At 73.5% G+C, this 23,818-nt stretch carries 21 protein-coding genes; 11 read left to right on the top strand and 10 right to left on the bottom strand.

Translation table 11 applies throughout. The features are described from left to right. Positions 1–147 precede the first annotated feature (147 nt). Complete coding sequence (locus ACIQOW_RS22540) at positions 148–2,214, bottom strand: prolyl oligopeptidase family serine peptidase (protein ID WP_401087606.1); 2,067 nt, start codon at positions 2,212–2,214, stop codon at positions 148–150. A gap of 94 nt (positions 2,215–2,308) precedes the next feature. On the opposite strand from ACIQOW_RS22540, the gene ACIQOW_RS22535 reads away from it, so the two are divergent. Continuing rightward, entirely contained in the window at positions 2,309–3,481 is a 1,173-nt protein-coding gene (locus tag ACIQOW_RS22535) for an aminotransferase class V-fold PLP-dependent enzyme (protein WP_401087604.1), read from the top strand. A gap of 29 nt (positions 3,482–3,510) precedes the next feature. Here ACIQOW_RS22535 and ACIQOW_RS22530 read toward each other — a convergent pair whose 3' ends face one another. Continuing rightward, positions 3,511–3,885, bottom strand: a complete 375-nt coding sequence (locus ACIQOW_RS22530) for a hypothetical protein (protein ID WP_401087602.1) — start codon at positions 3,883–3,885, stop codon at positions 3,511–3,513. A 275-nt stretch (positions 3,886–4,160) separates the two neighbouring features. Here ACIQOW_RS22530 and ACIQOW_RS22525 point away from each other — a divergent pair, with 275 nt between their 5' ends. Next, positions 4,161–7,016 (top strand): DEAD/DEAH box helicase, encoded by a 2,856-nt coding sequence (locus tag ACIQOW_RS22525; protein ID WP_401087751.1) that lies wholly within the window; start codon positions 4,161–4,163, stop codon positions 7,014–7,016. A 296-nt stretch (positions 7,017–7,312) separates the two neighbouring features. Here ACIQOW_RS22525 and ACIQOW_RS22520 read toward each other — a convergent pair whose 3' ends face one another. From ACIQOW_RS22520 to ACIQOW_RS22505, 4 genes are all read right to left on the bottom strand, one after another. After that, positions 7,313–7,876 (bottom strand): DoxX family protein, encoded by a 564-nt coding sequence (locus ACIQOW_RS22520; protein ID WP_401087600.1) that lies wholly within the window; start codon positions 7,874–7,876, stop codon positions 7,313–7,315. 259 nt (positions 7,877–8,135) lie between these two features. Continuing rightward, positions 8,136–9,038: a 5'-3' exonuclease H3TH domain-containing protein gene (locus ACIQOW_RS22515; protein WP_401087750.1), complete on the bottom strand. Its 903-nt coding sequence runs from the start codon at positions 9,036–9,038 to the stop codon at positions 8,136–8,138. Between the two features lie 58 nt (positions 9,039–9,096). Beyond that, complete coding sequence (locus tag ACIQOW_RS22510) at positions 9,097–10,161, bottom strand: cation diffusion facilitator family transporter (RefSeq protein ID WP_401087598.1); 1,065 nt, start codon at positions 10,159–10,161, stop codon at positions 9,097–9,099. A 194-nt stretch (positions 10,162–10,355) separates the two neighbouring features. Further along, the gene (locus ACIQOW_RS22505; protein WP_401087596.1) at positions 10,356–11,084 is read right to left on the bottom strand and encodes a gamma-glutamyl-gamma-aminobutyrate hydrolase family protein; all 729 of its coding nucleotides are present in this window, start codon (positions 11,082–11,084) and stop codon (positions 10,356–10,358) included. A 212-nt stretch (positions 11,085–11,296) separates the two neighbouring features. On the opposite strand from ACIQOW_RS22505, the gene ACIQOW_RS22500 reads away from it, so the two are divergent. The 4 genes from ACIQOW_RS22500 (at position 11,297) to ACIQOW_RS22485 (ending at position 16,182) form a co-directional block, all read left to right on the top strand. Beyond that, entirely contained in the window at positions 11,297–12,640 is a 1,344-nt protein-coding gene (locus ACIQOW_RS22500) for a glutamine synthetase family protein (RefSeq protein ID WP_401087748.1), read from the top strand. A gap of 23 nt (positions 12,641–12,663) precedes the next feature. Continuing rightward, positions 12,664–14,070: an aldehyde dehydrogenase family protein gene (locus ACIQOW_RS22495; RefSeq protein ID WP_401087594.1), complete on the top strand. Its 1,407-nt coding sequence runs from the start codon at positions 12,664–12,666 to the stop codon at positions 14,068–14,070. A gap of 7 nt (positions 14,071–14,077) precedes the next feature. Continuing rightward, positions 14,078–14,878 (top strand): 3-oxoacyl-ACP reductase, encoded by an 801-nt coding sequence (locus tag ACIQOW_RS22490; RefSeq protein ID WP_401087593.1) that lies wholly within the window; start codon positions 14,078–14,080, stop codon positions 14,876–14,878. Positions 14,879–15,000: 122 nt separating this feature from the next. Then, positions 15,001–16,182: a DUF2510 domain-containing protein gene (locus tag ACIQOW_RS22485; RefSeq protein ID WP_401087591.1), complete on the top strand. Its 1,182-nt coding sequence runs from the start codon at positions 15,001–15,003 to the stop codon at positions 16,180–16,182. Between the two features lie 275 nt (positions 16,183–16,457). Here the strand turns inward: ACIQOW_RS22485 and ACIQOW_RS22480 are convergent, their stop codons facing one another. The 3 genes from ACIQOW_RS22480 to ACIQOW_RS22470 form a co-directional block, all read right to left on the bottom strand. Beyond that, the gene (locus tag ACIQOW_RS22480; protein WP_188299326.1) at positions 16,458–17,372 is read right to left on the bottom strand and encodes a lytic polysaccharide monooxygenase; all 915 of its coding nucleotides are present in this window, start codon (positions 17,370–17,372) and stop codon (positions 16,458–16,460) included. 241 nt (positions 17,373–17,613) lie between these two features. Beyond that, positions 17,614–18,024 carry a hypothetical protein gene (locus ACIQOW_RS22475; protein ID WP_401087589.1) on the bottom strand — a complete coding sequence of 137 codons (411 nt, stop codon included), beginning with the start codon at positions 18,022–18,024 and terminating at the stop codon, positions 17,614–17,616. Positions 18,025–18,086: 62 nt separating this feature from the next. Then, complete coding sequence (locus ACIQOW_RS22470) at positions 18,087–19,310, bottom strand: amino acid deaminase/aldolase (RefSeq protein ID WP_401087587.1); 1,224 nt, start codon at positions 19,308–19,310, stop codon at positions 18,087–18,089. Between the two features lie 91 nt (positions 19,311–19,401). On the opposite strand from ACIQOW_RS22470, the gene ACIQOW_RS22465 reads away from it, so the two are divergent. Continuing rightward, on the top strand, positions 19,402–20,175 hold the full coding sequence (locus ACIQOW_RS22465) for an SseB family protein (RefSeq protein WP_401087585.1): 774 nt from the start codon (positions 19,402–19,404) through the stop codon (positions 20,173–20,175). 53 nt (positions 20,176–20,228) lie between these two features. Here ACIQOW_RS22465 and ACIQOW_RS22460 read toward each other — a convergent pair whose 3' ends face one another. Further along, positions 20,229–20,645, bottom strand: a complete 417-nt coding sequence (locus ACIQOW_RS22460) for a DUF1844 domain-containing protein (RefSeq protein ID WP_401087583.1) — start codon at positions 20,643–20,645, stop codon at positions 20,229–20,231. A 464-nt stretch (positions 20,646–21,109) separates the two neighbouring features. On the opposite strand from ACIQOW_RS22460, the gene infC reads away from it, so the two are divergent. From infC to ACIQOW_RS22440, 4 genes are all read left to right on the top strand, one after another. Further along, positions 21,110–21,880 (top strand): translation initiation factor IF-3, encoded by a 771-nt coding sequence (infC, locus tag ACIQOW_RS22455; RefSeq protein WP_401087746.1) that lies wholly within the window; start codon positions 21,110–21,112, stop codon positions 21,878–21,880. A gap of 142 nt (positions 21,881–22,022) precedes the next feature. After that, positions 22,023–22,217, top strand: coding sequence for a 50S ribosomal protein L35 (rpmI, locus tag ACIQOW_RS22450; RefSeq protein ID WP_188299331.1), 195 nt, complete (start codon positions 22,023–22,025; stop codon positions 22,215–22,217). A gap of 109 nt (positions 22,218–22,326) precedes the next feature. Next, on the top strand, positions 22,327–22,722 hold the full coding sequence (gene rplT / locus ACIQOW_RS22445; protein WP_030055649.1) for a 50S ribosomal protein L20: 396 nt from the start codon (positions 22,327–22,329) through the stop codon (positions 22,720–22,722). Between the two features lie 128 nt (positions 22,723–22,850). After that, positions 22,851–23,717, top strand: a complete 867-nt coding sequence (locus tag ACIQOW_RS22440; RefSeq protein WP_401087580.1) for a TrmH family RNA methyltransferase — start codon at positions 22,851–22,853, stop codon at positions 23,715–23,717. The last annotated feature ends 101 nt before the right edge of the window (positions 23,718–23,818 follow it).

Genomic DNA, 23,818 nt, shown 5'->3' with positions numbered 1-23,818 from the left:
TGAAGCGCAGGTAATATTTCACATGTCACGGGTTACGTGGAAGAGGTGTGAAACAAGCGAACGGGCGCCGCACCCGGAGGTGCGACGCCCGCTGCCGGACCGGCGATCGTGTGGAGTGCCGGATTCCGGCCCGGATGGTGCAACGGGTCATCCCAACGAGGCGCGCAGGAAGGCGAGTTCGGCCTGGGCCAGCTGCTCGCCCAGCCCGCCCGGGGTCATGTGGGTCACTCCGGGCAGCGGCAGCACGGTGTGCGGGCGTCCCGCCCTGACGAGCGCCTGGGAGAGCAGCAGGGTGTGCGAGGGGTGGACGTTGTCGTCGGCCAGCCCGTGGATCAGCAGCAGCGGCCTGCTCAGGCCGGGCGCGTCGGTGAGCAGGCAGTCGTCGGCGTAGCCCTCCGGGTTGTCCTGCGGCAGGCCGAGGTAGCGCTCGGTGTACGCGGTGTCGTAGAGCCGGAAGTCGGTGGGCGGGGCGCCCGCGCAGGCGGCGTGGAAGACGTCGGGGCGGCGCAGCACGGCGAGCGCCGCGAAGTAGCCGCCGTACGACCAGCCGCGCACGCCGACCCGGCCGAGGTCGAGGTCCGGGTGGGCGGCCGCGAGCGCGTGCAGGGCGTCGACCTGGTCGTCCAGCGCCACCTGGGAGAAGCGGCGGAAGATGGTGCGGCTGAAGTCGGGGGAGACGAACGGGGTGCCGCCGTTGTCGGTGGTGACCACCGCGAAGCCCTGGTCGGCCCACCACTGCTTGAGCTGCCAGCGGCGCGGCTCGGCGGCCACCGCCTGGTAGCCGGGACCGCCGTAGACGTCCAGCAGGACGGGCAGCCGCCGGCCGGGGACGTGGTCGCGCGGGTACACCACGGCGGTGGGCAGGGCGCGCTCGGTGACCCGGGCGAGCCGCGGCTCCACCCGGTGGGGCAGCATGGCGCTGAGGTCGGTGAGCGGAATCTCGTGGCCGTCGCGGCTGATGACGCGCCGGACGCCGTCGGCGGTGGCCGAGGTCAGCAGCAGGGTGTCGGCGGCGGCGAGGGCCGTGTGCAGGCCGGGGCCGGCGGTGAGCCGCTCGGGCGCGCCGCCGTCCGGGTCGACCAGGTGGACGTACTGGTGGAACGGGTCGCCCTCGCCGGTCTCGCAGAGCAGCCGGCCGTGCAGGGTGCCGACCACCCGGCGGATCTGGAGCCCGGTGGTGTCCAGCGGCTTGCCGTCCAGCGCGAGGCCGCGGGCCTGCGGGGTGTCGAGGACGGTGAGCAGTCGGCCGTCGGCCAGCCGGTCGGGAGTGCCGGGCAGGTCGTCCACCCAGAACTCGTCGGTGGTGCGGGAGAGTTCGGTGGTCACGCCGGTGGCCGGGTCGGCGCTCAGCAGCAGCACGTTCTGCTGGAGGCGGTCGGCGACGGTGAGCAGCACCTCCTCGGTGGAGGCCCAGGAGGCGGCGCAGACGTACGGGAACTCCTCGCGGTCCCAGCGCAGCGGGACCCGGCCGCCGTCGAGGCCGAGCACCCAGAGCTGGACGTCCGCGTTGGGGCCGCCGGCCTGCGGGTAGGCGAAGTCCTCGGGCGCCTCGCCGGGGTGGGCCGGGTCGGCGAAGTACCGTCGGGGGACGGCGGATTCGTCCACCCGGGCGGCCAGCAGCGCGCCGCCGTCCGGGCGCCACCAGTGGCCGCGGGCGCGGCCCAGCTCCTCGGCGGCGGCGAACTCGGCGACGCCCCAGCGGGCGCCGTCGGCGGGGGAGAGCGGTTCGAGGCCGGGGGTGACGTACAGGGCGTCCTCGGCGACGTAGGCGACGCGCTGCCCGGTGGCGTCCGGCCGGGGGTCGAACGCGGGCCCGGCGACCGGGAGTTCGTCGCTGTTGCCGGTGGTGGTGTCGGTGCGGAACAGCCGGCCGTCCAGGGTGAAGACGGCGGTGGCGAGGTCGGCGGTGGCGGCGTACGTGCCGATCCCGGCGGCGACCAGCCGGATGCGCTCGCGCAGCCGGCGCTCGACGGCGGGCAGGTCGTCGCGCCGGCCGGTGCGGCCGGGCAGCAGCGCGGCCGGATCCGCGACCAGGCGCTCGTCGCCGGTGGCGGTGTCGAGCAGGTGGAGGCGGTCGACCGGGTCCTCGGGACCGGCCGATCGGAGCAGCAGCAGCCGGGTACCGTCCTCGGCGAAGGTGCACGCACGCGGTGCGCCGAAGGTGAACCGACCGGTACGGGCGCTGAGGGCAAGGAAGGCGTCGGTGATGGTCACGGCCTGATGGTGGTCGCGCGGTGCGCGTTCCGACCAGTAGTCTGTCATGTGAAATGTCACACACTAGTGTGAGTGTCAGCCAGCGGAGGAAACCGTGACCGACGACCTGCGGACCGCCCAGCCCCCGGCACCGCTGCCCGCCGCCGACGGGCTGTTCAGCGTGTCGCCGCGGACCGCGCACCTGAACCACGGCTCGTTCGGGGCCGTGCCCATACCGGTGCAGCGGGCGCAGGAGCGGCTGCGGATCGAGCACGAGCAGGACCCGGACGGCTTCTTCGCCGACCTGCCGGCCCGGATCGCCGCCGCCCGGGCCCTGCTCGCCGCCGAGCTGGACACCGACCCGGAGCGGCTCGCGCTGGTCGCCAACGTCACCGAGGCGGTCGCGATCGCCCTGGACAGCATCCCGTTCGCACCCGGCGACCGGATCCTGGTCACCGACCACGGCTACGGCGCGGTGACCCAGGCCGCCGTCCGCAAGGCCGCCGAGACCGGCGCCGAGGTCGTGGTGGCCAGGGTGCCGCTGGAGGCGCCGGACGAGCAGGCCGTCCGGGAGGCGGTGCTGGACGCCGTGGACGGGCGGACCACCGTCGCGATCCTGGACCAGCTCACCTCGCCCACCGCCCGCCTGGTGGCCGGCCGGGCCCTGCTCGCCGACCTGCGCGCCCGCGGCGTGACCACCGTGGTGGACGGCGCCCACGCGCCCGGCATGCTGCCCGCTCCGATCGACCCGAACGCCGACTTCTGGTTCGGCAACCTGCACAAGTGGGCCTTCGCCCCGCGCGCCACCGGCGTGCTCGCCGTCCGTCCCGAGTGGACCGCCCGGGTGCGCCCGCTGGCGCTGTCCTGGGAGCACGACAAGGGCTTCCCCGGCAACGTCGAGTGGCGCGGCACCTGCGACTACACGCCCTGGCTGGCCGCCCCGGCCGGCTTCGGGCTGCTGCGCGGACTCGGCCACGCGGAGGTGGCGGCCCACAACACCGCGCTGGCCGGGTACGGCCGCCGGGTGCTGGCCGAGCGGACCGGCCTGGCGCCGCTGCCCGGGACGCCCGGGGTGTGGATGAGCACCGTCCGGCTGCCCGCCGGGTACGGCGAGACCGAGCCGCAGGTGAAGGCGCTGATGGCCGAGGTGTGGCACCGGCTCGGCACCCGGATCGCCGTCCGTCCGTGGGCCGGCGGCGGGGTGCTGCGGGTCAGCGCCCAGCTGTACAACCGGGCGGCGGAGTACGAGCGGCTGGCGGACGGCCTGGCGGAGCTGCTGAAGGGGTAGCCGCACCGGCAGCGAAGGGCGCGTCGGGGTCAGATCTCCAGAGCGAGTTCGATCCGCTTGAGGTGGTGCCTGGCCATCGCCAGGTTGGAGCGGCCGCGGTTGAGCGCCAGGTAGAGGAACAGCCCGCGGCCGCCGGGCGTCGTGATCGGCCGGACCATGTGGTACTGGTGGGTCAGCGTGATCAGCATGTCCTCGATCTCGTTGTCGAGGAGGTTGAGCGCCTCCAGCGCGCGCATCTTGGCGCGGACCACGTCGGTGTTCCCGGCCGCGGCGACGTTGAGGTCCAGCTCGCCGCCGTCCCCGAGGCTGCCGAGCGCCATGCCGCTGCCGTAGTCGACCAGGGCGACGCCGATGGCGCCCTCGATCGCCATGGCCTCCTTGAGGGACGTCTCCAGGTTCGCCATCGTGGCTGTCCTCCCGCGTGTCGGTGGCTGTTCCGTGACCGTGACGACGGTAGGGAGCACCGGCGGATTCCACCGGGGATGACCGGAGACGTTCGAACCCTGCCCCGTTCCGATCACTTGAGGACATCGGCCACCATGGATCTGAGAGAGGAGTGGTCTCGGGTGTGACAGCGGGGAGTGATCCCGTCGCACGGAAAAACGGTGCTATCGATGTCGGTCCTCCCGGGTAACCTCTCGCTGAGATGCGAGATCACACCAACCACACCCGGACGGCGATGAACACCCCCGATCCAGAGCCCCAGGACGACCAGGAGCTCGGCCCCGCCGAGGCGTACGCGGCCAGTCGTCGCCGGGCCCAGGAGCAGGCCACCGCCCTGTACGGCTTCCAGCAGCTGTACGACTTCCCGCTGGACGACTTCCAGCTGGAGGCCTGCGAGACGCTGGAGGCCGGATCCGGCGTCCTGGTCGCCGCCCCCACCGGCTCGGGGAAGACCATCGTCGGCGAGTTCGCCGTGCACCTGGCCCTGGCCGCCGGTCGCAAGTGCTTCTACACCACGCCGATCAAGGCGCTCTCCAACCAGAAGTACGGCGACCTGGTCAAGCGCTACGGCGCGGCCAAGGTCGGCCTGCTCACCGGTGACAACACCGTCAACGGCGACGCACCCGTGGTGGTCATGACCACCGAGGTGCTGCGCAACATGCTCTACGCGGGCTCCAGCACCCTCGACGGCCTCGGCTACGTCGTGATGGACGAGGTGCACTACCTCGCCGACCGCCTCCGCGGCGCCGTCTGGGAGGAGGTCATCATCCACCTCCCCGAGTCGGTCACCCTCGTCTCGCTCTCCGCGACCGTCTCCAACGCCGAGGAGTTCGGTGACTGGCTGGACACCGTGCGCGGCGGCACCAAGGTGATCGTCTCCGAGACCCGCCCCGTGCCGCTGTGGCAGCACGTGATGGCCGGCAACCGGATGTACGACCTGTTCGCCGACCCCGACCGGGACGGCCGCCCCAAGCACAGCCTCAAGAACCCCGGCAAGGCCGTCAACCCCGAGCTGGTCAGGCTCGCCCGCTCCGAGATCGACCGCAACCCGCGCGACCGCTTCACCCGCGGCCGGGGCCGCTCGATGCCCAACGGCCGTCCCGGCCGGGTCTGGACGCCGGGCCGGGTGGACGTCATCGACCGGCTCGACGCCGAGGGCCTGCTGCCCGCGATCACCTTCATCTTCAGCCGGGCCGGGTGCGAGGCCGCCGTCCAGCAGTGCCTCAGCTCCGGCCTGCGGCTCAACAAGGACTCCGACCGCGCCCGGGTCCGGGCCATCGTCGAGGAGCGCTGCGCCGACATCCCCGACGAGGACCTGCACGTCCTCGGCTACTTCGAGTGGCTGGACGGGCTGGAGCGCGGCATCGCCGCCCACCACGCAGGGATGCTGCCCAGGTTCAAGGAGGTGGTCGAGGAGCTCTTCGTGAAGGGCCTGGTCAAGGCCGTCTTCGCGACCGAGACCCTGGCGCTCGGCATCAACATGCCCGCCCGCTCGGTGGTCATGGAGAAGCTGGTCAAGTGGAACGGCGAGACCCACGCCGACATCACCCCCGGCGAGTACACCCAGCTCACCGGCCGGGCCGGGCGGCGCGGCATCGACGTCGAGGGCCACGCCGTGGTGCTCTGGCAGCGCGGCCTCGACCCGGAGGCGCTGGCCGGCCTGGCCGGCACCCGCACCTACCCGCTGAAGTCCTCGTTCCGGCCCTCCTACAACATGGCCGTCAACCTGGTCTCCCAGTTCGGCCGGCACCGCTCGCGCGAACTGCTGGAGACCTCCTTCGCCCAGTTCCAGGCGGACCGCTCGGTGGTCGGCATCGCCCGCCAGGTGCAGCGCAACGAGGAGGGCCTGGACGGCTACCGCGAGTCGATGACCTGCCACCTCGGCGACTTCGACGCGTACATGGAGCTGCGCCGCAAGCTCAAGGACCGGGAGAACGAGCTGGCCCGCGAGGGCAGCAGCCAGCGCCGCTCGGCCGCCGCCGAGTCGATCGAGCAGCTCAAGCCGGGCGACGTCATCCACGTGCCCACCGGCAAGTTCGCCGGCCTCGCCCTGGTCCTCGACCCTGGCCTGCCGCCGGTCAACCGCTCCGGCCGGGGCGGCCCGCGCCATCCCGACTTCCAGGACGGCCCGCGCCCGGTGGTGCTCACCGCCGAGCGGCAGGTCAAGCGGCTCGCCATGATCGACTTCCCGCACCCGGTCGTCGCGATCGAGCGCCTGCGCATCCCCAAGTCCTTCAACCCGCGCAGCCCGCAGTCCAGGCGCGACCTCGCCTCGGCACTGCGCACCAAGGCCGGCCACCTGGAGCCCGAGCGGTTCCGGCGCGGCCGTGCGGCCGCCGCCGACGACCCGGAGATCACCCGGCTGCGCACCGAACTGCGCCAGCACCCCTGCCACGGCTGCTCCGACCGCGAGGACCACGCCCGCTGGGCCGAGCGCTACCACCGGCTGCACCGCGACACCGAACTGCTGGAACGCCGGATGCGCTCGCGCACCCACACCATCGCCCGCACCTTCGACCGGGTCTGCGGGCTGCTCACCGACCTCGGCTACCTGAGCGGCGACACCGTCACCGACGACGGCAAACGGCTCGGCCGGCTCTACGGCGAACTCGACCTGCTCGCCTCCGAGTGCATCCGCGAGGGCGTCTGGAGCGGCCTGGCCGCCGCCGAACTCGCCGCCTGCGCCTCGGCGCTGGTGTACGAGGCGCGCCAGTCCGACGACGCCGGCGCCCCCCGGGTGCCGGAGGGCGCGGCCAAGGAGGCACTCGGCAAGATGGTCCGGATCTGGGGCCACCTGGACGCCCTGGAGGAGCAGCACCGGATCAACACCGCCGAGGGCGTCGGCCAGCGCGAGCCCGACCTGGGCTTCGCCTGGGTCGCCTACCGCTGGGCGCTCGGCCACAACCTCGACCAGGTGCTGCGCGACGCCGAGATGCCGGCCGGCGACTTCGTCCGCTGGACGAAGCAGCTGATCGACGTCCTGGGCCAGATCCAGGACGCCGCCGGCGAGGACGTGGAGCTTCGCAGGACCGCCCGCAAGGCCGTCGACGGCCTCCGCCGCGGCATCATCGCCTACTCCTCCGTGGGCTGAGCCCGTACACCCGCAGGGGCCCGCCCGCTCACCCGAGCGCGCGGGCCCTTTCGCATGCCCGGTGACAAGCCGGCCGAAGCCGCCGGTGCCTCATGGCCCCGGCGGCTTCTTGGCTACCCCCCACCCCCCTGTGCGGCTTCGGCTTCACCTCGCCGCTTTGGCCTTCACGGTGTTGCGCGGGAAGTCGGCCCAGCAGACTTCCCGGGGCGAACGAGACATCCATATCCGGCGTTGGTGCCCTCGCTCGATCCGAGCGAGGGCACCAACCACAATCTCCATGCCGCACTGATGAGGGGTCAGCTCGTGAGCGACCGGTGTTCGACCAGGGGCCCGGCGTCGGTGAGGTGGCCGAAGGCGGGGGCGGCTTCGGGGGCGGCGTCGGGTGCGGGACGGTCCTCCCGGCGGGTGGCGACGGTCAGGCAGGCCGCGATCAGCACGACGTTCTTGAGGATGTACTGCCCCTCCAGCGTCGGGACGGGCGGGACGCCGTGCACCCACACGTCGTCCGGCAGCAGGACGAGCGTCGCGAAGACGCCGGCCATGTGCACGAAGAACACCGCCAGGACGACGCGGAGCAGCAGCCCGGTGACCAGCCCGGCCCCGATGGCGACCTCCATGAGGGCCAGCAGCGGCCGTGAGACGCCGGGCGGCACCAGGTCGAAGGTCAGCAGGCTCATGCAGCGGGTGGCGAGGTCCTCGGCGGGGCTGGCTCCCGGGAGGAACTTGAGCACCCCGAACCAGAGGTACACCACCCCGACGCTGGCCCGCAGGACTCCGGGGGCCACCCGCCGGTAGCCGCGGGAGAACTCCGCGGCCCCGCGTCTGCCCGTCCGCACCACCTGTGCGAGATGCGACGCCATCCGCCCCTCCTTCAGATCCTTTCAGGTTCCCCGGCTCCGAGGAGGACGGGGGAACACCGTGGCCGGCTGGATCCGGGTGAGGGGTGGCCCGGGATTCCGCAGCTTAGCGCCCGGGTGCCGCAGCGGATAGGTTCATGGTCCTGTCCGATGATCGGACGGAAAACGTCGGCGGTAGCGGACTTCTGGTGGCGCATCGGCAGCACGAAGGGGCCCCGCACATTCGTATCGAATGTGCGGGGCCCCTTCGGCGTGCGGCGGCTCAGCGTGCGGCGAGGGCCTCCAGGAGGCGGTCCAGGGAGGTGCCGAGGCCCCAGCGGGTGGCGAGGTGCTCCAGGGTCATCGGGTCGAGCGGCTCGGTCGGCAGGGCCGGGTCGAAGGCGGGCAGCGGGGCGTCGTCGGCGACCCGGACGACCGTGGGGGCGACGTCCAGGTAGGCGGCGCCTTCGACGATGTTGCGGCGGCGGGCCGGGGTGAGCCTGGAGCCGGGGTCGAGGGCGGCGGCACGGATCGCCGCGAGGTCGCCGTACTCGTTGATCAGCTGGGCGGCGGTCTTCTCGCCGATGCCCTTGACCCCGGGCAGGCCGTCCGACGGGTCCCCGCGCAGGGCGGCCATGTCGGCGTACCGGTCGCCGCGCACGCCGTACTTCTCCAGCAGCAGCGCGTCGTCGGTGACCTGGAGGTTGCCCATGCCCTTGACCGGGTAGAGCACGGTGATCCCGCGGTCGTCGTCGACGAGCTGGAAGAGGTCGCGGTCGCCGGTGACGATCTGCACCGGCCCGGTGGCGCGGGCGGTGAGGGTGCCGATCACGTCGTCCGCCTCGTAGCCGGGGGAGCCGACCCGGGCGATGCCGAGCGCGTCCAGCACCTGCTCGATCACCGGGACCTGCGGGGCGAGCGTGTCGGGCACCTCCTCCTCGCCGTCCTCGGCCGCCTCGGCGACCCGGTGGGTCTTGTACGAGGGCACCAGGTCCACCCGCCACTGCGGGCGCCAGTCGGCGTCCATGCAGGCGACGAGCTCCTCGGGGCGGTGGTCGTGGACCAGCCGGGCGATGAAGTCCAGCAGCCCGCGGACGGCGTTGACCGGCTCACCCTGCGGCGAGCGCAGGGTGTCCGGTACGCCGAAGTAGGCCCGGAAGTACAGGCTGGCGGAGTCGAGCAGCATCAGTCGCGGTGCGGTCACGTCACAGATCATGCCGCACCGCGACGACAGGAGGGCGACTTCAGTGCTCGTGCGGTCCGGCGCGGTGGACCGGGCCGTGGGCGTCGGCGCAGTGCTCGGCGTCGACGGCGGGATCGCCGGGGCCGGCGATCTGGAGCAGCGCGCCCGCCTCGTCCTCGCCGACGTGGTCGACCTGGAGCGTGCTGTGGGTGATCCCGTACTCGCCGGCCAGCCGCCCCTGGAGCCGGCGCCGGACCGCGTGGCAGTCGCCGCCGGGGGTGACCAGGATGTGCGCGGACAGGGCGGGCTGGCCCGAGGTGATCTCCCAGATGTGCAGGTCGTGGATCTCCTCGACCAGCGGCTCGGTGACCATCCGGTCGGCCACCGCGTCCGGGTCGATCCCGGCCGGGGCGGCCTCCAGGAAGATCCGCCCGGAGTCCCGGACCAGCGCGATGCCGGCCTTGAGCATCAGCGCGACGACGATCAGCGAGGCGATCGCGTCGGCCCGGGCGAAGCCGGTGGTCACCACGACCAGGCCGGCGACGGCGGTGGCGATGAAGGCGTACAGGTCGGTCAGCACGTGCTGGAACGCGCCCTCGACGTTCAGCGAGCTGCGGTTGGCCTTGGACATGCACCAGGTGGCCGCGAGGTTGACCACGATCCCGATCAGCGCGGTGACCAGCACCAGCGAGCCGGTGACCTCCGGCGGCTCGAACAGCCGGGTGATCGCCTCGTAGCCCAGCCAGGCGGACAGCACCAGCAGGGTCACCCCGTTGGCCTGCGCGGAGAGGATCTCGGCGCGCTTGAGGCCGTAGGTGTAGCCGCCCCTGGCCGGGCGGGCGGCGAGCCGCATGGCGATCAGGGCGAGCACGATCGAGGCGGCGTCGGTGAGCATGTGCGCCGCGTCCGAGATCAGTGCCAGGGACTGCGCGGCGAAGCCGACCACGACCTCGCCGGCCATGAAGACGACGATCAGGGCGAGGGCGCTGAGCAGCCAGCGGCGGTCCGCGTCGGCGGAGACCCCGTGCGAGTGGCCGCCGTGCCCGTGCCCGCCGTGTCCGCCGGACCCGTGCGAGTGCTTGTGGTCATGCTCATGATCGTCGTGCGATTGCTCGTGCCCGGCCATGGAAGTCCTCTCTGGGCGCACGGGTGGGAAAGGGGGCGCGTAACGACCGGCCCGCAACCGAAGTGAACCGCAGAATCGACAAAGATCCAAAGGTTGTACTGGTGACCGTTGTCGTTCCCGTTCGGACGGCCGTACCCGATGCAGCCCGCAGCCGCCCGGCGGGCCGAACTCCCGTGCCCCCGCGCCCAGTTGAGCTATCCCAGCGCCAGTGCTTCGAGCGCCGCCGCGGTGGCCGCCCGGACCAGCGCCCGCATCAGCCGCAGGTCGTCCCCCTGCTCCGGGTGCCACTGCACCCCGAGCGCGAAGCCGGGGCCCTCCACCGCCTCCACCGTCCCGTCCGGCGCGTGGGCGCTCACCCGCAGGCCCGCCCCCACCCGGCCGACGGCCTGGTGGTGGAAGGTCGGCACCTCCAGCTCGTGCTCCGGCAGCAGCCCGCCCAGCAGCGTCCCCGGCACCGGCCGTACCGGGTGCGAGCCGTAGCACCCGGGCGATCCGCCGTGCACGTCCACCGGCACCACGTCCGGCAGGTGCTGCACCAGCGTCCCGCCGCACACCACGTTCAGGATCTGCATCCCCCGGCAGACCGCCAGCAGCGGCATCCCCGTCGTCAGCGCCGCCCGCAGCAGCGCGACCTCCCAGGCGTCCCGCTCGGGGGAGTCCAGCTCGGCCGCCGGATGGGCAGGCTCCCCGTAGTACGCCGGGTCGAGGTCGGGACCGCCCGCGATCACCAGGGCGTCCAGCCGGGCCAGCACCTCGGGCGCGCGCTCGGGGGCGTCCGGCGGCAGCAGCACCGCGATCCCGCCGGAGTCCCGGACCTGCGCCGTGTACCGCTCGGGCAGCAGGGCCACCCGGCGGCCCCGCCAGTCGCTCCAACTCGCGTCCACCAGGTAGGTGCTGACGCCGATCAAAGGCCTGCGATCCATGGCGCGCATTCTCCCCCCGAACCACCTGATCAACCGTCAGCCACGCGCGTCGGCGCGCCATACCCGCCCGCCCTCTTCCGCCCCGCGAGTCGCAGGCCGTACGGTTCGCTGTGACCGCTTGATCTCGAAGAGTGATCGAGGAGGAGGGTTCCGCCGTGCCCGAGAACGCCGCGTCCCGGAAGGCAGCAGCGGGTTCGCCGCCCCGGCCTCCGCTGAGTCTGGACGGGTTGCGCACCCTGGTCGACGCCGGTGAGGTGCACACCGTCGCGCTCGCCTTCACCGACATGCAGGGCCGTCTCCAGGGCAAGCGCTTCGCCGCCCGGTTCTTCCTCGACGAGGTCGCCGAGCACGGCGCCGAGGCCTGCGACTACCTGCTCGCCGTCGACGTCGACCTGAACACCGTGGACGGCTACGCCTTCTCCTCCTGGGCCACCGGCTACGGCGACCTCGCCATGCGCCCCGACCTCGGCACCCTGCGGCTGACCCCCTGGCAGCCCGGCACCGCCCAGGTCACCGCCGACCTCGCCCGGCACGGCGGCCACCCGGTGGACGCCGCCCCGCGCCAGCTGCTGCGCCGCCAGATCGCCCGGCTCGCCGAGAACGGCCTGGCCGCCGACATCGGCACCGAACTGGAGTTCCTGGTCTTCCGCGACACCTACGAGCAGGCCTGGCTGGGCGGCTACCGCGGCCTGACCCCGGCGAACCTCTACAACGTGGACTACTCGATGCTGGGCACGGCCAGGGTCGAACCGCTGCTGTCCCGGATCCGCACCGAGATGGCCGGCGCCGGCCTGGTGGTGGAGTCCGCCAAGGGCGAGTGCAACCTCGGCCAGCACGAGATCGCCTTCCGCTACACCGACGCCCTCACCACCTGCGACCAGCACAGCGTCTACAAGACCGGCGCGAAGGAGATCGCCGCCCAACTCGGCTGCGCCCTCACCTTCATGGCCAAGTACGACGAGCGCGAGGGCAACAGCTGCCACATCCACCTCTCGCTGCGCGACGCCGTCGGCGCCCCCGCCTTCGCCGACCGGGACGGCCGGATGACCGACACCATGCGGCACTTCCTGGCCGGCCAGCTGCTCGCGCTGCGCGAGTTCAGCGTGCTGTACGCGCCGAACATCAACTCCTACAAGCGCTACCGCCCAGGCTCCTTCGCCCCGACCGCCGTCGCCTGGGGCCGGGACAACCGCACCTGCGCCTACCGGGTGGTCGGCCACGGCCCCGGCCTGCGGATGGAGAACCGGGTGCCGGGCGGTGACGTCAACCCGTACCTCGCGGTGGCCGGGATGATCGCGGCCGGCCTGCACGGGCTGCAGCGCAAGCTGGAACTGCCCGCGCCCTGCCTCGGCAACGCCTACGCGGTCGACGAGTACGCGCGGGTGCCCGGGTCGCTGCGCGAGGCGGCCGTGCTCTGGGAGGACAGCGAACTGGCCCGCGAGGCCTTCGGCGACGACGTGGTCGAGCACTACCTGAACATGGCCAGGGTCGAACAGGCCGCCTACGACGGGGCGGTCACCGACTGGGAGCGCTACCGATCCTTCGAACGGATGTGACGCATGACCGACGGACGTGAGCCATGACCGAGCCGACCGCGAGCACCGCGCCCGAGGGCGCCGCGAGCGCCGTCCCCGCGAGCACCGTCCGCAACCCCGCCACCGGCGAGGTGATCGCCACCGTCCCCGACACCGCCCCCGACCAGCTGGCCACGGCCGTCCAGCAGGCGCTGAAGGCCCAGACCGGCTGGGCCGCGCTCGCCCCCGGCGAACGCGCCCGGCTGCTGCGCCGGTTCGCCGACCAGGTCGAGGTGCACGTCCCCGAACTGGCCGCCCTGGAGGTGGGCGAGGCCGGCCACACCGTGGCCAACGCCCGCTGGGAGGCCGGCAACGTCCGGGACCTGCTGGAGTACGCGGCCGGGGGAGTGGAGCGGCTCACCGGCCGGCAGATCCCGGTGGCCGGCGGCCTGGACGTCACCTGCCACGAGCCGATCGGCGTGGTCGGGGTGATCGCGCCGTGGAACTTCCCGATGCCGATCGCCGCCTGGGGCTTCGCCCCCGCCCTCGCGGCCGGCAACGCCGTCCTGCTCAAGCCCGCCGAGGCGACCCCGCTGACCGCCCTGCGGCTGGCCGAACTCGCCCTCGCCGCCGGCCTGCCCGAGGGCCTGTTCCAGGTCGTCCCGGGCGCGGGCGCCACCACCGGACGGGCCCTGGTGGACCACCCGGCCGTCCGCAAGATCGTCTTCACCGGCTCGACCGTGGTCGGCAAGGAGGTCGCCGCCCGCTGCGCCGCCCGCGCCAAGCGGGTCACCCTGGAACTCGGCGGCAAGAGCCCCAACATCGTCTTCGCCGACGCCGACCTGGCCCGCGCCGCCGACCCGATGTCCTTCGCCGACAACAGCGGCCAGGACTGCTGCGCCCGCAGCCGGATCCTGGTCCAGCGCGAGGTGTACGAGGACTTCCTCGCCCTGCTGCTGCCCGCCGTCGAGGCCCTGCGCACCGGCGACCCGACCGACCCGGACACCCAGCTCGGCCCGCTGATCTCGGCCGCCCAGGTCCGCCGGGTGGCCTCCTACCTCACCCCCGAACTGCCGGTGCTGGCCCGCGGCGAGGTCCCGGACGGGCCCGGCTACTGGTACCCGCCCACGGTGATCGCCCCCGAGGACCCGCAGGTCCCGGCCGTCGCCGAGGAGATCTTCGGCCCGGTCGCCGCCGTCCTGCCGTTCACCGACGAGGCCGACGCGCTGCGGCTGGCCAACGCCACCCGCTACGGCCTGTCCGGCTCGATCTGGACCAGGGACGTCGGCCGCGCGCTGCGCCTGGCCCGGGGCGTCCGGGCGGGCAACCTGTCGGTCAACTCGCACTCCTCGGTGCGCTACTGGACGCCCTTCGGCGGCTTCGGCGAGTCCGGGGTGGGCCGCGAGCTGGGCCCGGACGCGCTGCGCCACTTCACCGAGACCAAGAACGTCTTCATCCACAGCGAGGAGTGACAGCCCGATGAGCGAGAAGCACGCCGCGCAGGACGGCATCGTCTGCCGCCGCCTGGTCGGCCGCACCGCCGTGGTCACCGGCGCGGGCAGCGGGATCGGCCTGGCCTCGGCCCGCAGGCTCGCCTCGGAGGGGGCGAAGGTGGTCTGCGCCGACCTGGACGAGGAGACCGGGAAGGCCGCCGCCAAGGAGGTCGGCGGGCTGTTCGTGCACACCGACGTCACCGACCCTTACATGGTCGAGGCGCTGTTCGACGAGGCGTACGAGACCTTCGGCAGCGTGGACGTCGCCTTCAACAACGCGGGCATCTCACCGCCCGAGGACGACTCGATCCTGACCACCGGACTGGACGCCTGGCGCAGGGTCCAGGAGGTCAACCTGACCTCGGTCTACCTGTGCTGCAAGGCCGCGCTGCCGTACATGCGCCGGCACGGGCGGGGCTCGATCATCAACACCGCCAGCTTCGTGGCCAGGATGGGCGCGGCCACCTCGCAGATCTCGTACACCGCCTCCAAGGGCGGGGTGCTGGCGATGTCGCGCGAGCTGGGCGTGCAGTTCGCCCGGGAGGGGATCCGGGTCAACGCGCTCTCGCCCGGGCCGGTGGACACCCCGCTGCTGCGCGAACTGTTCGCCGCGGACCCGGAGCGGGCCGCCCGCCGGCTGGTGCACATCCCGCTCGGCCGGTTCGCCAGGGCCGAGGAGATCGCCGCCGCGGTGGCCTTCCTGGCGAGCGACGACTCCTCGTTCGTCACGGCGAGCGAGTTCCTGGTGGACGGCGGCATCTCCGGGGCGTACGTGACCCCGCTGTAGGGCCCGCCGCGAGGCCGGCGGAGGCGCCCGCAGCGGGTTCTCACCGGAATCTCATCGAAAACTGCGGGAATACCCTGCCGCGCTGATTTCGCGTTTATCCGGATGCCTTTAGATTCTTTGTCGTGAGTGAGCAGATTCCCGCCGGGTGGTACCCGGACCCGAAGGACACCACCGGCGACCCGAGGCCGCAGCGGTGGTGGGACGGCAGGGGCTGGACGGCCGACACCAGGCCCGCCCCCTCGGACGCCCCGGCGCCGGACGCCCGGACGTCGGCGCCGGCCACCCCGGGGGCGGAGCCGACGGCCGCCGCGGACCAGGCGCCCGGTACGGCCGAGCAGCCCAGGGTGCTGGAGGGCGAGGTGCTGGAGAACGGCCCGACCGTCCGCTACCCGGAGCCGCTGCCGTTCGGCACCGCCTACGGCTCGCCCGCGCCGCCGCCGCGCAAGGCCTGGCGCAAGCCCTCCAAGCTCGTGCTGGCGACCGCCGTCGCCGCGCTGCTCGGCCTGGGCGCCGGCTCCGGCGTCACCTACCTCGCGATGGACGGCCACGGGGACCACCCGCAGCGCTCCGCCCGCCCGGCCCCGCAGGGCGGCGGCTACGGGCCGTGGGGCGGCTTCCCGGGCTTCGGCGACCCCGGCAACGGGGACGGCGGCAGTAACGGCGGCAGCGGGGACAGCAAGGGCGGCAGCGGGGGGAACGGCAACGGCGGAAACGGAAGCGGCGGCAGCGGGGGCGGCAAGACCCGCCCGAGCGCCGACAAGGCGGTCGACGTGGTGAACCGCCTCACCGTGCCGGCCCCGTCCGGCTGGGAGGCCGGCACCACCAGCGACGGCTACGCCCTGCTCACCGTCGGCTCCTACACCTGCGCGGGCGGCGAGGGCGACTGCTCCCTCGGCGGCGTGAACACCGGCCGCATCGCCGGCGGCGGCACCGACGCCCAGTCGGCGGCCAAGGCCGACGTCGTCGCGGCGGCCAAGACCTCGTACGGCGACATCACCGGGCACGAGGAGCTCAAGTCGGAGGCCGTGAAGGTCAACGGCCAGGACGGCTACCTGGTCCGCTGGAAGGTGGACGCGCCCAAGGGCAACAACGGCTACGTGCAGAGCGTGGTCTTCCCGTCGGCCGACGGCAAGTCGCTGGTCTCGGTGCGTTTCGGCTTCGACATCGCCGACAAGGCGCCGGACGTCGCGGTGATGGACACCATCGTCAAGGGCATCACCGACTACAAGGGCAAGCTGCCGAGCATCCCGGGGCTGCCCGGGACCGGCTCGGGCTCCGGCGGCGCCGGGGGCACCACCACCTGAGCTCGCGCTCACCCGAGCCCCGCGCTCCTCACACGGCGGCGGGGCCCCCCCGCGGGGGGGGGGCGGGGGGGGGGGGCCCGGGGGCGGGGGGGGGGGGGGGGCCGGGGCCCCCCCCCCCCGCCGCCCCCCCCCCCCCGCCCCCCGCCCCCCCCCCGGGGCGGCCCCCCCCCGGGGGGGCCCCCGGGGGGGGGCCCCCCCCGCCGTTCGCTGTCGCGGGTGGTGCCGCGGGAACCGGACCGGACGGGGGTGTGGCCGGCCCGGTCCCGCGTCCGGCGTCAGGAGTCGTGTCGAACAGCCTCGACGCGACGGCGCCGGAGCACCATGCCGGCCCAGCCGACGCCGATCGCGGCGGCGCCGGCGAGCAGCAGCGGACCGGTGGACGAGGTGCCGCCCACGGCCGCGGAGGCGGTCGGGACCACCTGGCCGGCCGGGGAGTCGGGGTCCCCGCCGTGGCCGTGGTGGGCGACCGTGGACTTGGACGCGTCGGCGGCGATCTGGGCGTCGCTGGGCGCGGCCGGGGCCTGGGCGGCGAGCGCGGACACGGCGGTGGTGGAGGCGCCGAAGTCGACGTCGGAGCAGGCGTAGAAGGCCTCCGGGCTGTCGCTGCGCTGCCACACCGTGTACAGGACCTGGCGGCCGGTGCGCTGCGGCAGGGTGCCGGAGTAGGAGTAGGAGCCGTTGACGGCGTTGCGGTCGACCTGAACCTTGGCCACCGGGGTCGCGTCGAGGTCCGACCACTTGAGCGGCTTGGTCGGGTCGTAGCCCGGCTTGGTGATGTAGACGGTCTGGGTGCCGACGTGCGGCGCGGTGGTGCGGAACTGGAAGGTGAAGGCGCCGGCCTTCACCGCGGTGGCCGGCCAGTCGGTGCGCGGCCAGTCCAGCGCGGCGTACTTGTCGCGGTTGGCCGAGCAGAGCTTGCCGTCCGGGATCACCGCCTGGTGGTTGCCGTTGGCGTTGGCGATGTTGACCTCGTTCCAGTCGTAGAGCGGCTGGGTGCCGCTCGCGGCGACGAGGTCCTTGCAGATCTGGGACACCGGGTGCTCGGGGCCCTCGGCGTAGCAGGCGGCGACCCGGCTCACGGGGTTGGTCATCGTGCCGTGGGCGCTGGCGGTGCCGGCGGTGGCACCGGCCACCGCGAGGACCGCGGCGCCGATCACGCCGACGGACAGGGCACTTCGCTTGATGGACATGGGGTGGGGACTCCTTGACCGTCGTTCCGGGCGTGCGTGGGGGAACGGGCACGCCTGCCCGTTCGGGAGCCGCCGGCCCGGCGCGCGGCCCCCGGCCAGAGCGTAGGATTGGTCTGGACCAGATGGCAATAGCCGCGCGTGCTGTGCTTGTTGACGCACTGTAGGCCCCGGAACAGCGCAAAGGCCCGATGGACGGCAGTGGTTAGCCGTTCCATCGGGCCCAGTTAAGGCTCCGGAAAGGTCAGCTCCCGATGTCGCGGGCCGTGATGGTGCCGGCCTGGATCACGATGCCGCCGCTGACCGTCATGTCCTTGAGCTCGTTGTGCACCACGTTCGGCCGCTCGGCCGGCTTCGGGGCGAACTCGTCGAGGACGGCCTGGAGTTCGGCGACCACGGCCGGGTCGTTGGCCAGCAGCCGGCGCAGCTTCGGCTCCCACTCGCCCTGCACGCTCCGGGCGGCGGACTCGCCGTCGCCCTCCCGCGCCGCGACCAGCTCGGCCCGGGCCTCGTCCAGCTCCTCGGAGACCGAGTCCGCCCTGCGGCCGAACAGCGCGGCGACCCGCGGCCTGACCCGGTCCCAGGCCGAGGTGACCATGAGGCCGGCCAGCGCGGTCGCACCCCTCGTCGCAATCTCCGTGATCTCGGCGTCCATGCCGCTCCCCTCGTCACTGCCGCGGTGTCGGGCACCACGCTAGGGCAGCGGCGGACGAAGCGTCAGAGGAACGTCCTCCCCTCACCCCGGTACGTCGGCACGGTCCGGACGATCCGGTCGCCCTCGACCAGGTGCAGCTCGGCGAAGCGTTCGCACAGCTCGCCCGCCTTGGCGTGCCGGAACCAGACCCGGTCGCCGATCAGCAGGTCGTCCGCGGCCGGGCCGAGCAGCGGGGTCTGCACCTCCCCGGCGCCCTCCATCGGGTCGTAACGCAGCCCGGCCGGCAGGTAGGGGACCGGCGAGCGGTCCGGGCCGGCCGCGCCGGAGGCCGGGTAGCCGCCGCCGAGCACCGTCACCACGCCGAGGCCGGGGCGGCGCACCACGGGCTGGCCGAACAGCGCGGCCGGGCGGCCGCGGAAGGAGCGGTAGTTGTCGAACAGCTGCGGGAGGTACAGCCCGGAGCCGGCCGCCACCTCGGTGACGGCGCGCTCGGCCACGGTGGACTCCACGCTGCCGGTGCCGCCGCCGTTGACGAACTCCAGGTCGGCCACCTGCCGCAGCCGCCGGACCGTCGCCGCCCGCCGCTCGGCCAGCTCGGTCCTCGCCCTGGCCTGCATCAGCCGGATCAGCTGCGAGCGCACCGGCCGTCCCGGCACCCGGTCGCCGACCCCGGCGACGTGCCCCTCGTACGCCATCAGGCCGACCACCCGGAAGCCCCGGCGGCGCTGGACGAGTTCGGCGAAGGCGCCGAGGCCCTCGGGGGTGCGCAGCGGTGAGCGCCGGGCGCCCACCCGGATCCTGCCGCCGAGCAGGTGCAGCGAGGTGTCCAGCTCCAGGCAGACCCGGACCTCGGCGTCGCCGCCCCGGGCCCCGTCGATCAGGTCCAGCTGGGCAGGGTCGTCCAGCACGACGGTGATCTCGCGGGCGGCCTCCGGGTCGGCGGTCAGCTCGGCGAAGCCGGCCCGGTCGGCGGAGGGGTAGGCGAGCAGGACGTCGCGGACGCCGGTGCGGGCCAGCCAGAGCGACTCGTCCAGGGTGAAGCTCATCACCCCGAGGAAGCCGTCCACGGCCAGGGCCCGCTCCAGCAGCGCCCGGCAGCGGACCGACTTGCTGGCCAGCCGGATCGGCTTGCCGCCCGCCCGGCGGACCAGGTCGGCGGCGTTCGCGTCGAACGCGGCGAGGTCCACGACGGCCACCGGACCGTCCAGGTGGGCGGTGGCGCGGTCGTACCGGAGGCGGTCGGAGACCGGGGCGGGCGCGGTCGCGGGCGCGTCGAGGATCACCATGCGCGCAGGGTGCCACACCGCGCTACCGGGGGGTAGGCCCCGCGTGCAGGGAACCGGGGCCGCTCGCGCCCGGTGGCATAGGGTCGGGCGGGTGGACCGCAAAGACTTCTCCAACCCGGCGTTCGTCGGCAAGAGCATCCCGAATCCCGGCTTCTCCGACGACGACGGCACCGCCGACCCGGCGCTCGTCGAGGCGCTCGCCCGCTGGTCGCAGGACCGCGCGGCCGAGCCGGCGGTGCTGGCGGCGCTGACCCCCACCCGGCTGATGGTCCCGATCGTCGCGATCCTCGGCGAGGTCGAGGTGGACGAGCACGGGCACCGGCACGACAAGACCAGCGACATGGCCGTCCCGGTCCTGGAGGCCCCGGACGGGCGCCGCGCGCTGCCGGCCTTCACGTCGCTGGAGGCGCTCGCCCGCTGGCGCGCCGACGCCCGGCCGGCGCCGACGGCGGCCCCGCAGGCCGCGATGGTCGCCTTCTCGGAGCGCGCCGACACCCTGCTGATCGACCCGGCGGGGCCGGTGCCCTTCCAGCTGGGCGGTGCCCGGCTGCGGGCGCTCGCGGAGAACCGCGCGTTCGTGCCGCCGGTCCTGGACCCGGAGGTGCGCGAGGCAGTCCGCGGGCTGCTGGCGGCCGAGCCGCAGGTGGTCAGCGGGCTGCTGGCGGGCTCGGAGGACTCGGACGGGGTGCTCGCGGTGGTGTTCGACCCGGCGCTGGACCAGGCCGGGCTACAGGCGGCCGCGCAGCGGGTCGGGCAGGCGGTGGCCGCCGACCCGGTGCTGCGGGTGCGGCTGGACCGGGGGCTGGACCTCGCGGTGCTGCCGGCGAACGCGGAGCTGCCGGGGGAGCGGCTCTACCAGCGGTAGACGGGAACGGGAGTACCTACTGGCCTAGTAGGTACTCCCGTCCGGAGCCGGCCTCAGGAGTAGACCGGCCCGGTGAACTTCTCGCCCGGTCCGGTGCCCGGCGCGTCCGGGACGATGGAGGCCTCGCGGAACGCGAGCTGGAGCGAGCGCAGCCCGTCGCGCAGCGGGGCGGCGTGGAAGTTGCTGACCTCGGGGGCGCCGGCGGTGACCAGCCCGGCCAGCGCGGTGATCAGCTTGCGGGCCTCGTCCAGGTCCTTGTCCTTCTCGCCGCCCTCGGCGAGACCGCACTTGACGGCGGCGGCGCTCATCAGGTGCACCGCCACGGTGGTGATCACCTCGACGGCCGGGACCTCGGCGATGTCGCGGGTGAGGTCGTCGAAGCCGATCGCGTCGTCGTCCGCGCCGGGGTTCTGGGTGGGCTCGCTGCTCAAGGGGGGCTCGTTCCATCGTGTCGATCGGTCCGTACCCATGGAGCGTACAAGGGGTCCATCCGCACCGGGACACGGCCGTATCCGCGCCGGGAGACGGTCGTGTCCGCGGCCGCGGGGCGGGGCGGAATAGCGTTCGACAGCGTGACCCTGTAAGCTTCGAGACTGACCGGCCGGGATCCCGTATGGGCACCTGGCCAGCAAGTGGAGGCTCCACCGAGGAGGCCCGAGAGGGCAACCGCGAAAGTCTCCCACCTGGTCGGCCTCAGGGTCGACGGGTCCCGGTCCGCGACGGGCGCCTCTGGCGCCGAGTCGCCGCAGCGCCCCTCACCGGGCGTCGCCCCCGGTTGTGTGGAGCCCCGCTTGTACCGAGCGGGGCTTTTTTCGTGTGGCGGTGTACGTACCGGACAGCGCAGCACGAATGAAGCCCCGCCCAGTGGTCGAGTCCACTACGTGCGACCGCCGTCCGACGGCCGCATCGCAGAAGGTGCAACCGAGGAGGCCCCATCAGCACCGAGCCCCGCATCAACGACCGGATTCGCGTCCCCGAGGTGCGACTCGTCGGTCCCAGCGGCGAGCAGGTCGGCATCGTGCCGCTTGCCAAGGCGCTGGAGCTCGCGCAGGAGTACGACCTCGACCTGGTCGAGGTCGCGGCGACCGCCCGGCCGCCGGTGTGCAAGCTCATGGACTACGGCAAGTTCAAGTACGAGTCGGCCATGAAGGCCCGTGAGGCGCGCAAGAACCAGGCGCACACGGTCATCAAGGAGATGAAGCTCCGGCCGAAGATCGACCCGCACGACTATGACACCAAGAAGGGTCACGTCGTTCGGTTCCTCAAGCAGGGCGACAAGGTCAAGATCACGATCATGTTCCGCGGTCGTGAGCAGTCCCGCCCCGAGCTGGGCTTCCGTCTGCTTCAGCGGCTTGCCGACGACGTCCAGGACCTGGGCTTCGTGGAGTCCTCGCCCAAGCAGGACGGCCGCAACATGATCATGGTCCTTGGCCCGCACAAGAAGAAGACCGAGGCGATGGCCGAGGCCCGCGCCCTCGCGGACGCCCGCAAGGCCGAGCGTCAGGGCCGCGTCGCCGGCTCCGACGCCCCTGCGGACGCCGAGGAGGACGACGCCCTGGACGCTGCGATCGAGGCGGATGACGCCCTGGACGCCGCGGCCGAGGCGGACGACGCCGTGACCGAGGCGCAGGACGCCCCGGCCGAGGCGCCGGCCGACGAGGCCGACGCTCCGGTCGAGCAGCCGGCCGCCTCCCAGGGCGCCTGAGCCTTCACCGGCCAGGAGGCCCGGGAGACCGGCCCACAGGGTGACGGGGCGTCCCGCCCGGTCACCGCAGATCCATCCAGTTCGCGCCCGCGTGGCAGCAGCCGCGCGGGCGTGGACGGGACCGACGAGGAGATACGGCGAAATGCCGAAGCAGAAGACGCACAGTGGCGCCAGCAAGCGCTTCAAGATCAGTGGCTCTGGCAAGGTGCTGCGCGAGCGCGCCGGCCGCCGCCACCTCCTGGAGCGCAAGCCCTCGACGCTGACCCGCAAGCTGGCCGGGACCGTCGTGGCCGCCCCCGGTGACGCCAAGAAGATCAAGAAGCTTCTCGGCAAGTGATCGCCCTCCCGCCCGGTGCGAGCCGTCGGCGGGGCAGCTGATCCTTCCCGACCCATTCGAATGACGGACCACGTGAAGTAGTCCGTGGTCCAACCCAAGGAGTAATCAAGTGGCACGCGTCAAGCGGGCAGTCAACGCCCACAAGAAGCGCCGGGTCATCCTGGAGCGCGCCAGCGGCTACCGTGGCCAGCGCTCGCGCCTGTACCGCAAGGCCAAGGAGCAGGTCACCCACTCGCTGGTCTACAACTTCAACGACCGCAAGAAGCGCAAGGGCGACTTCCGTCAGCTGTGGATCCAGCGCATCAACGCTGCGGCCCGTGCCAACGGCATCACCTACAACCGCTTCGTGCAGGGCCTGAAGGCCGCCAGCGTCGAGATCGACCGCAAGATGCTGGCCGACCTGGCCGTCAACGACCCGGGTGCGTTCGCCTCCCTGGTCGAGGTCGCCCAGAAGGCGCTGCCGGCCGACGTGAACGCCCCGAAGGCCGCCGCGGACGCCGCCTGATCTTCCGAGATCGGTTGAGCTCTCACCGGACCCGCAGGCTCTCCTGCGGGTCCGGTTCTGCGTTCTTCCCTCCTCCTCCAGCCTCCGTCAGCTCCAGCCTCCGTCAGCGCCTCCAGAGAACCGAGACCATGCCGAGCACCGAGACCCCCCTGCTCACCTCCCTGCGCTCGCCGCGCGTCGTCGCCGCCCGCCGGCTCGCCAAGCGGAACCAGCGCACCAAGGAGCGCCGCTTCCTGGCCGAGGGCCCGCAGGCCGTCCGGGAGGCCGTCTCCTTCGGCCGGCTGCCGGGGACGGCCGAGCACGCCGTGGTCGAGGTGTACGTGGGCCTGGAGGCCGCCGAGCGGCACGCGGACATCGTCGAGGCCGTCCTGGCCGAGGGGCTGCCGGTGCTGACCGCCACCGACGAGGTGATCGCCGGGATCTGCGACACCGTGACCCCGCAGGGCATCGTGGCGCTCTGCCGCTTCATCGACACTCCGTTCGACGAGGTGCTCAAGGCCCGCCCCAAGCTGGTCGCGATCCTCGCCCACGTGCGCGACCCCGGGAACGCCGGGACGGTGCTGCGCACCGCCGACGCCGCCGGCGCGGACGCCGTGGTGCTCACCGACGCCTCGGTGGACCTCTACAACCCGAAGGCCGTCCGGGCCTCCGTGGGCAGCCTGTTCCACCTGCCGGTGGCGGTCGGCGTGCCGGTCGAGGAGGCCGTCGGCAGGCTGCGCGAGGCCGGTGTCAGGGTGCTCGCCGCGGACGGCGCGGGCGAGCGCGACCTGGACCGGGAGCTGGACGAGGGCACCCTGGGCGCGCCCGGCGCATGGGTGTTCGGCAACGAGGCGTGGGGGCTTCCGGAGGAGACCCGCGCGCTCGCCGACGAGGTCGTGCGCGTCCCGATCCACGGTCACGCCGAGAGCCTCAACCTGGCCACCGCGGCGGCCGTCTGCCTGTACGCCTCGGCGCGTGCGCAGCGTTCGCCCGGCGGCTGCCGCGCGCAGGCCTGACGTACCCGGGGAGGTCGCGGGTGCTCCGCGCCGACCCCGCCTCCGCCAGGCGGCGCACGCGCCCCGGCCGCCCCGGTCCGATCGGACAGGATCCACCCCGC

This window comes from Kitasatospora sp. NPDC091335, from assembly GCF_044757205.1.
In the GTDB taxonomy this organism is placed as follows: domain Bacteria; phylum Actinomycetota; class Actinomycetes; order Streptomycetales; family Streptomycetaceae; genus Kitasatospora.
Note: the sequence above shows the minus strand (reverse complement) of the source record. Positions and strands in the feature narration are given on the sequence as shown.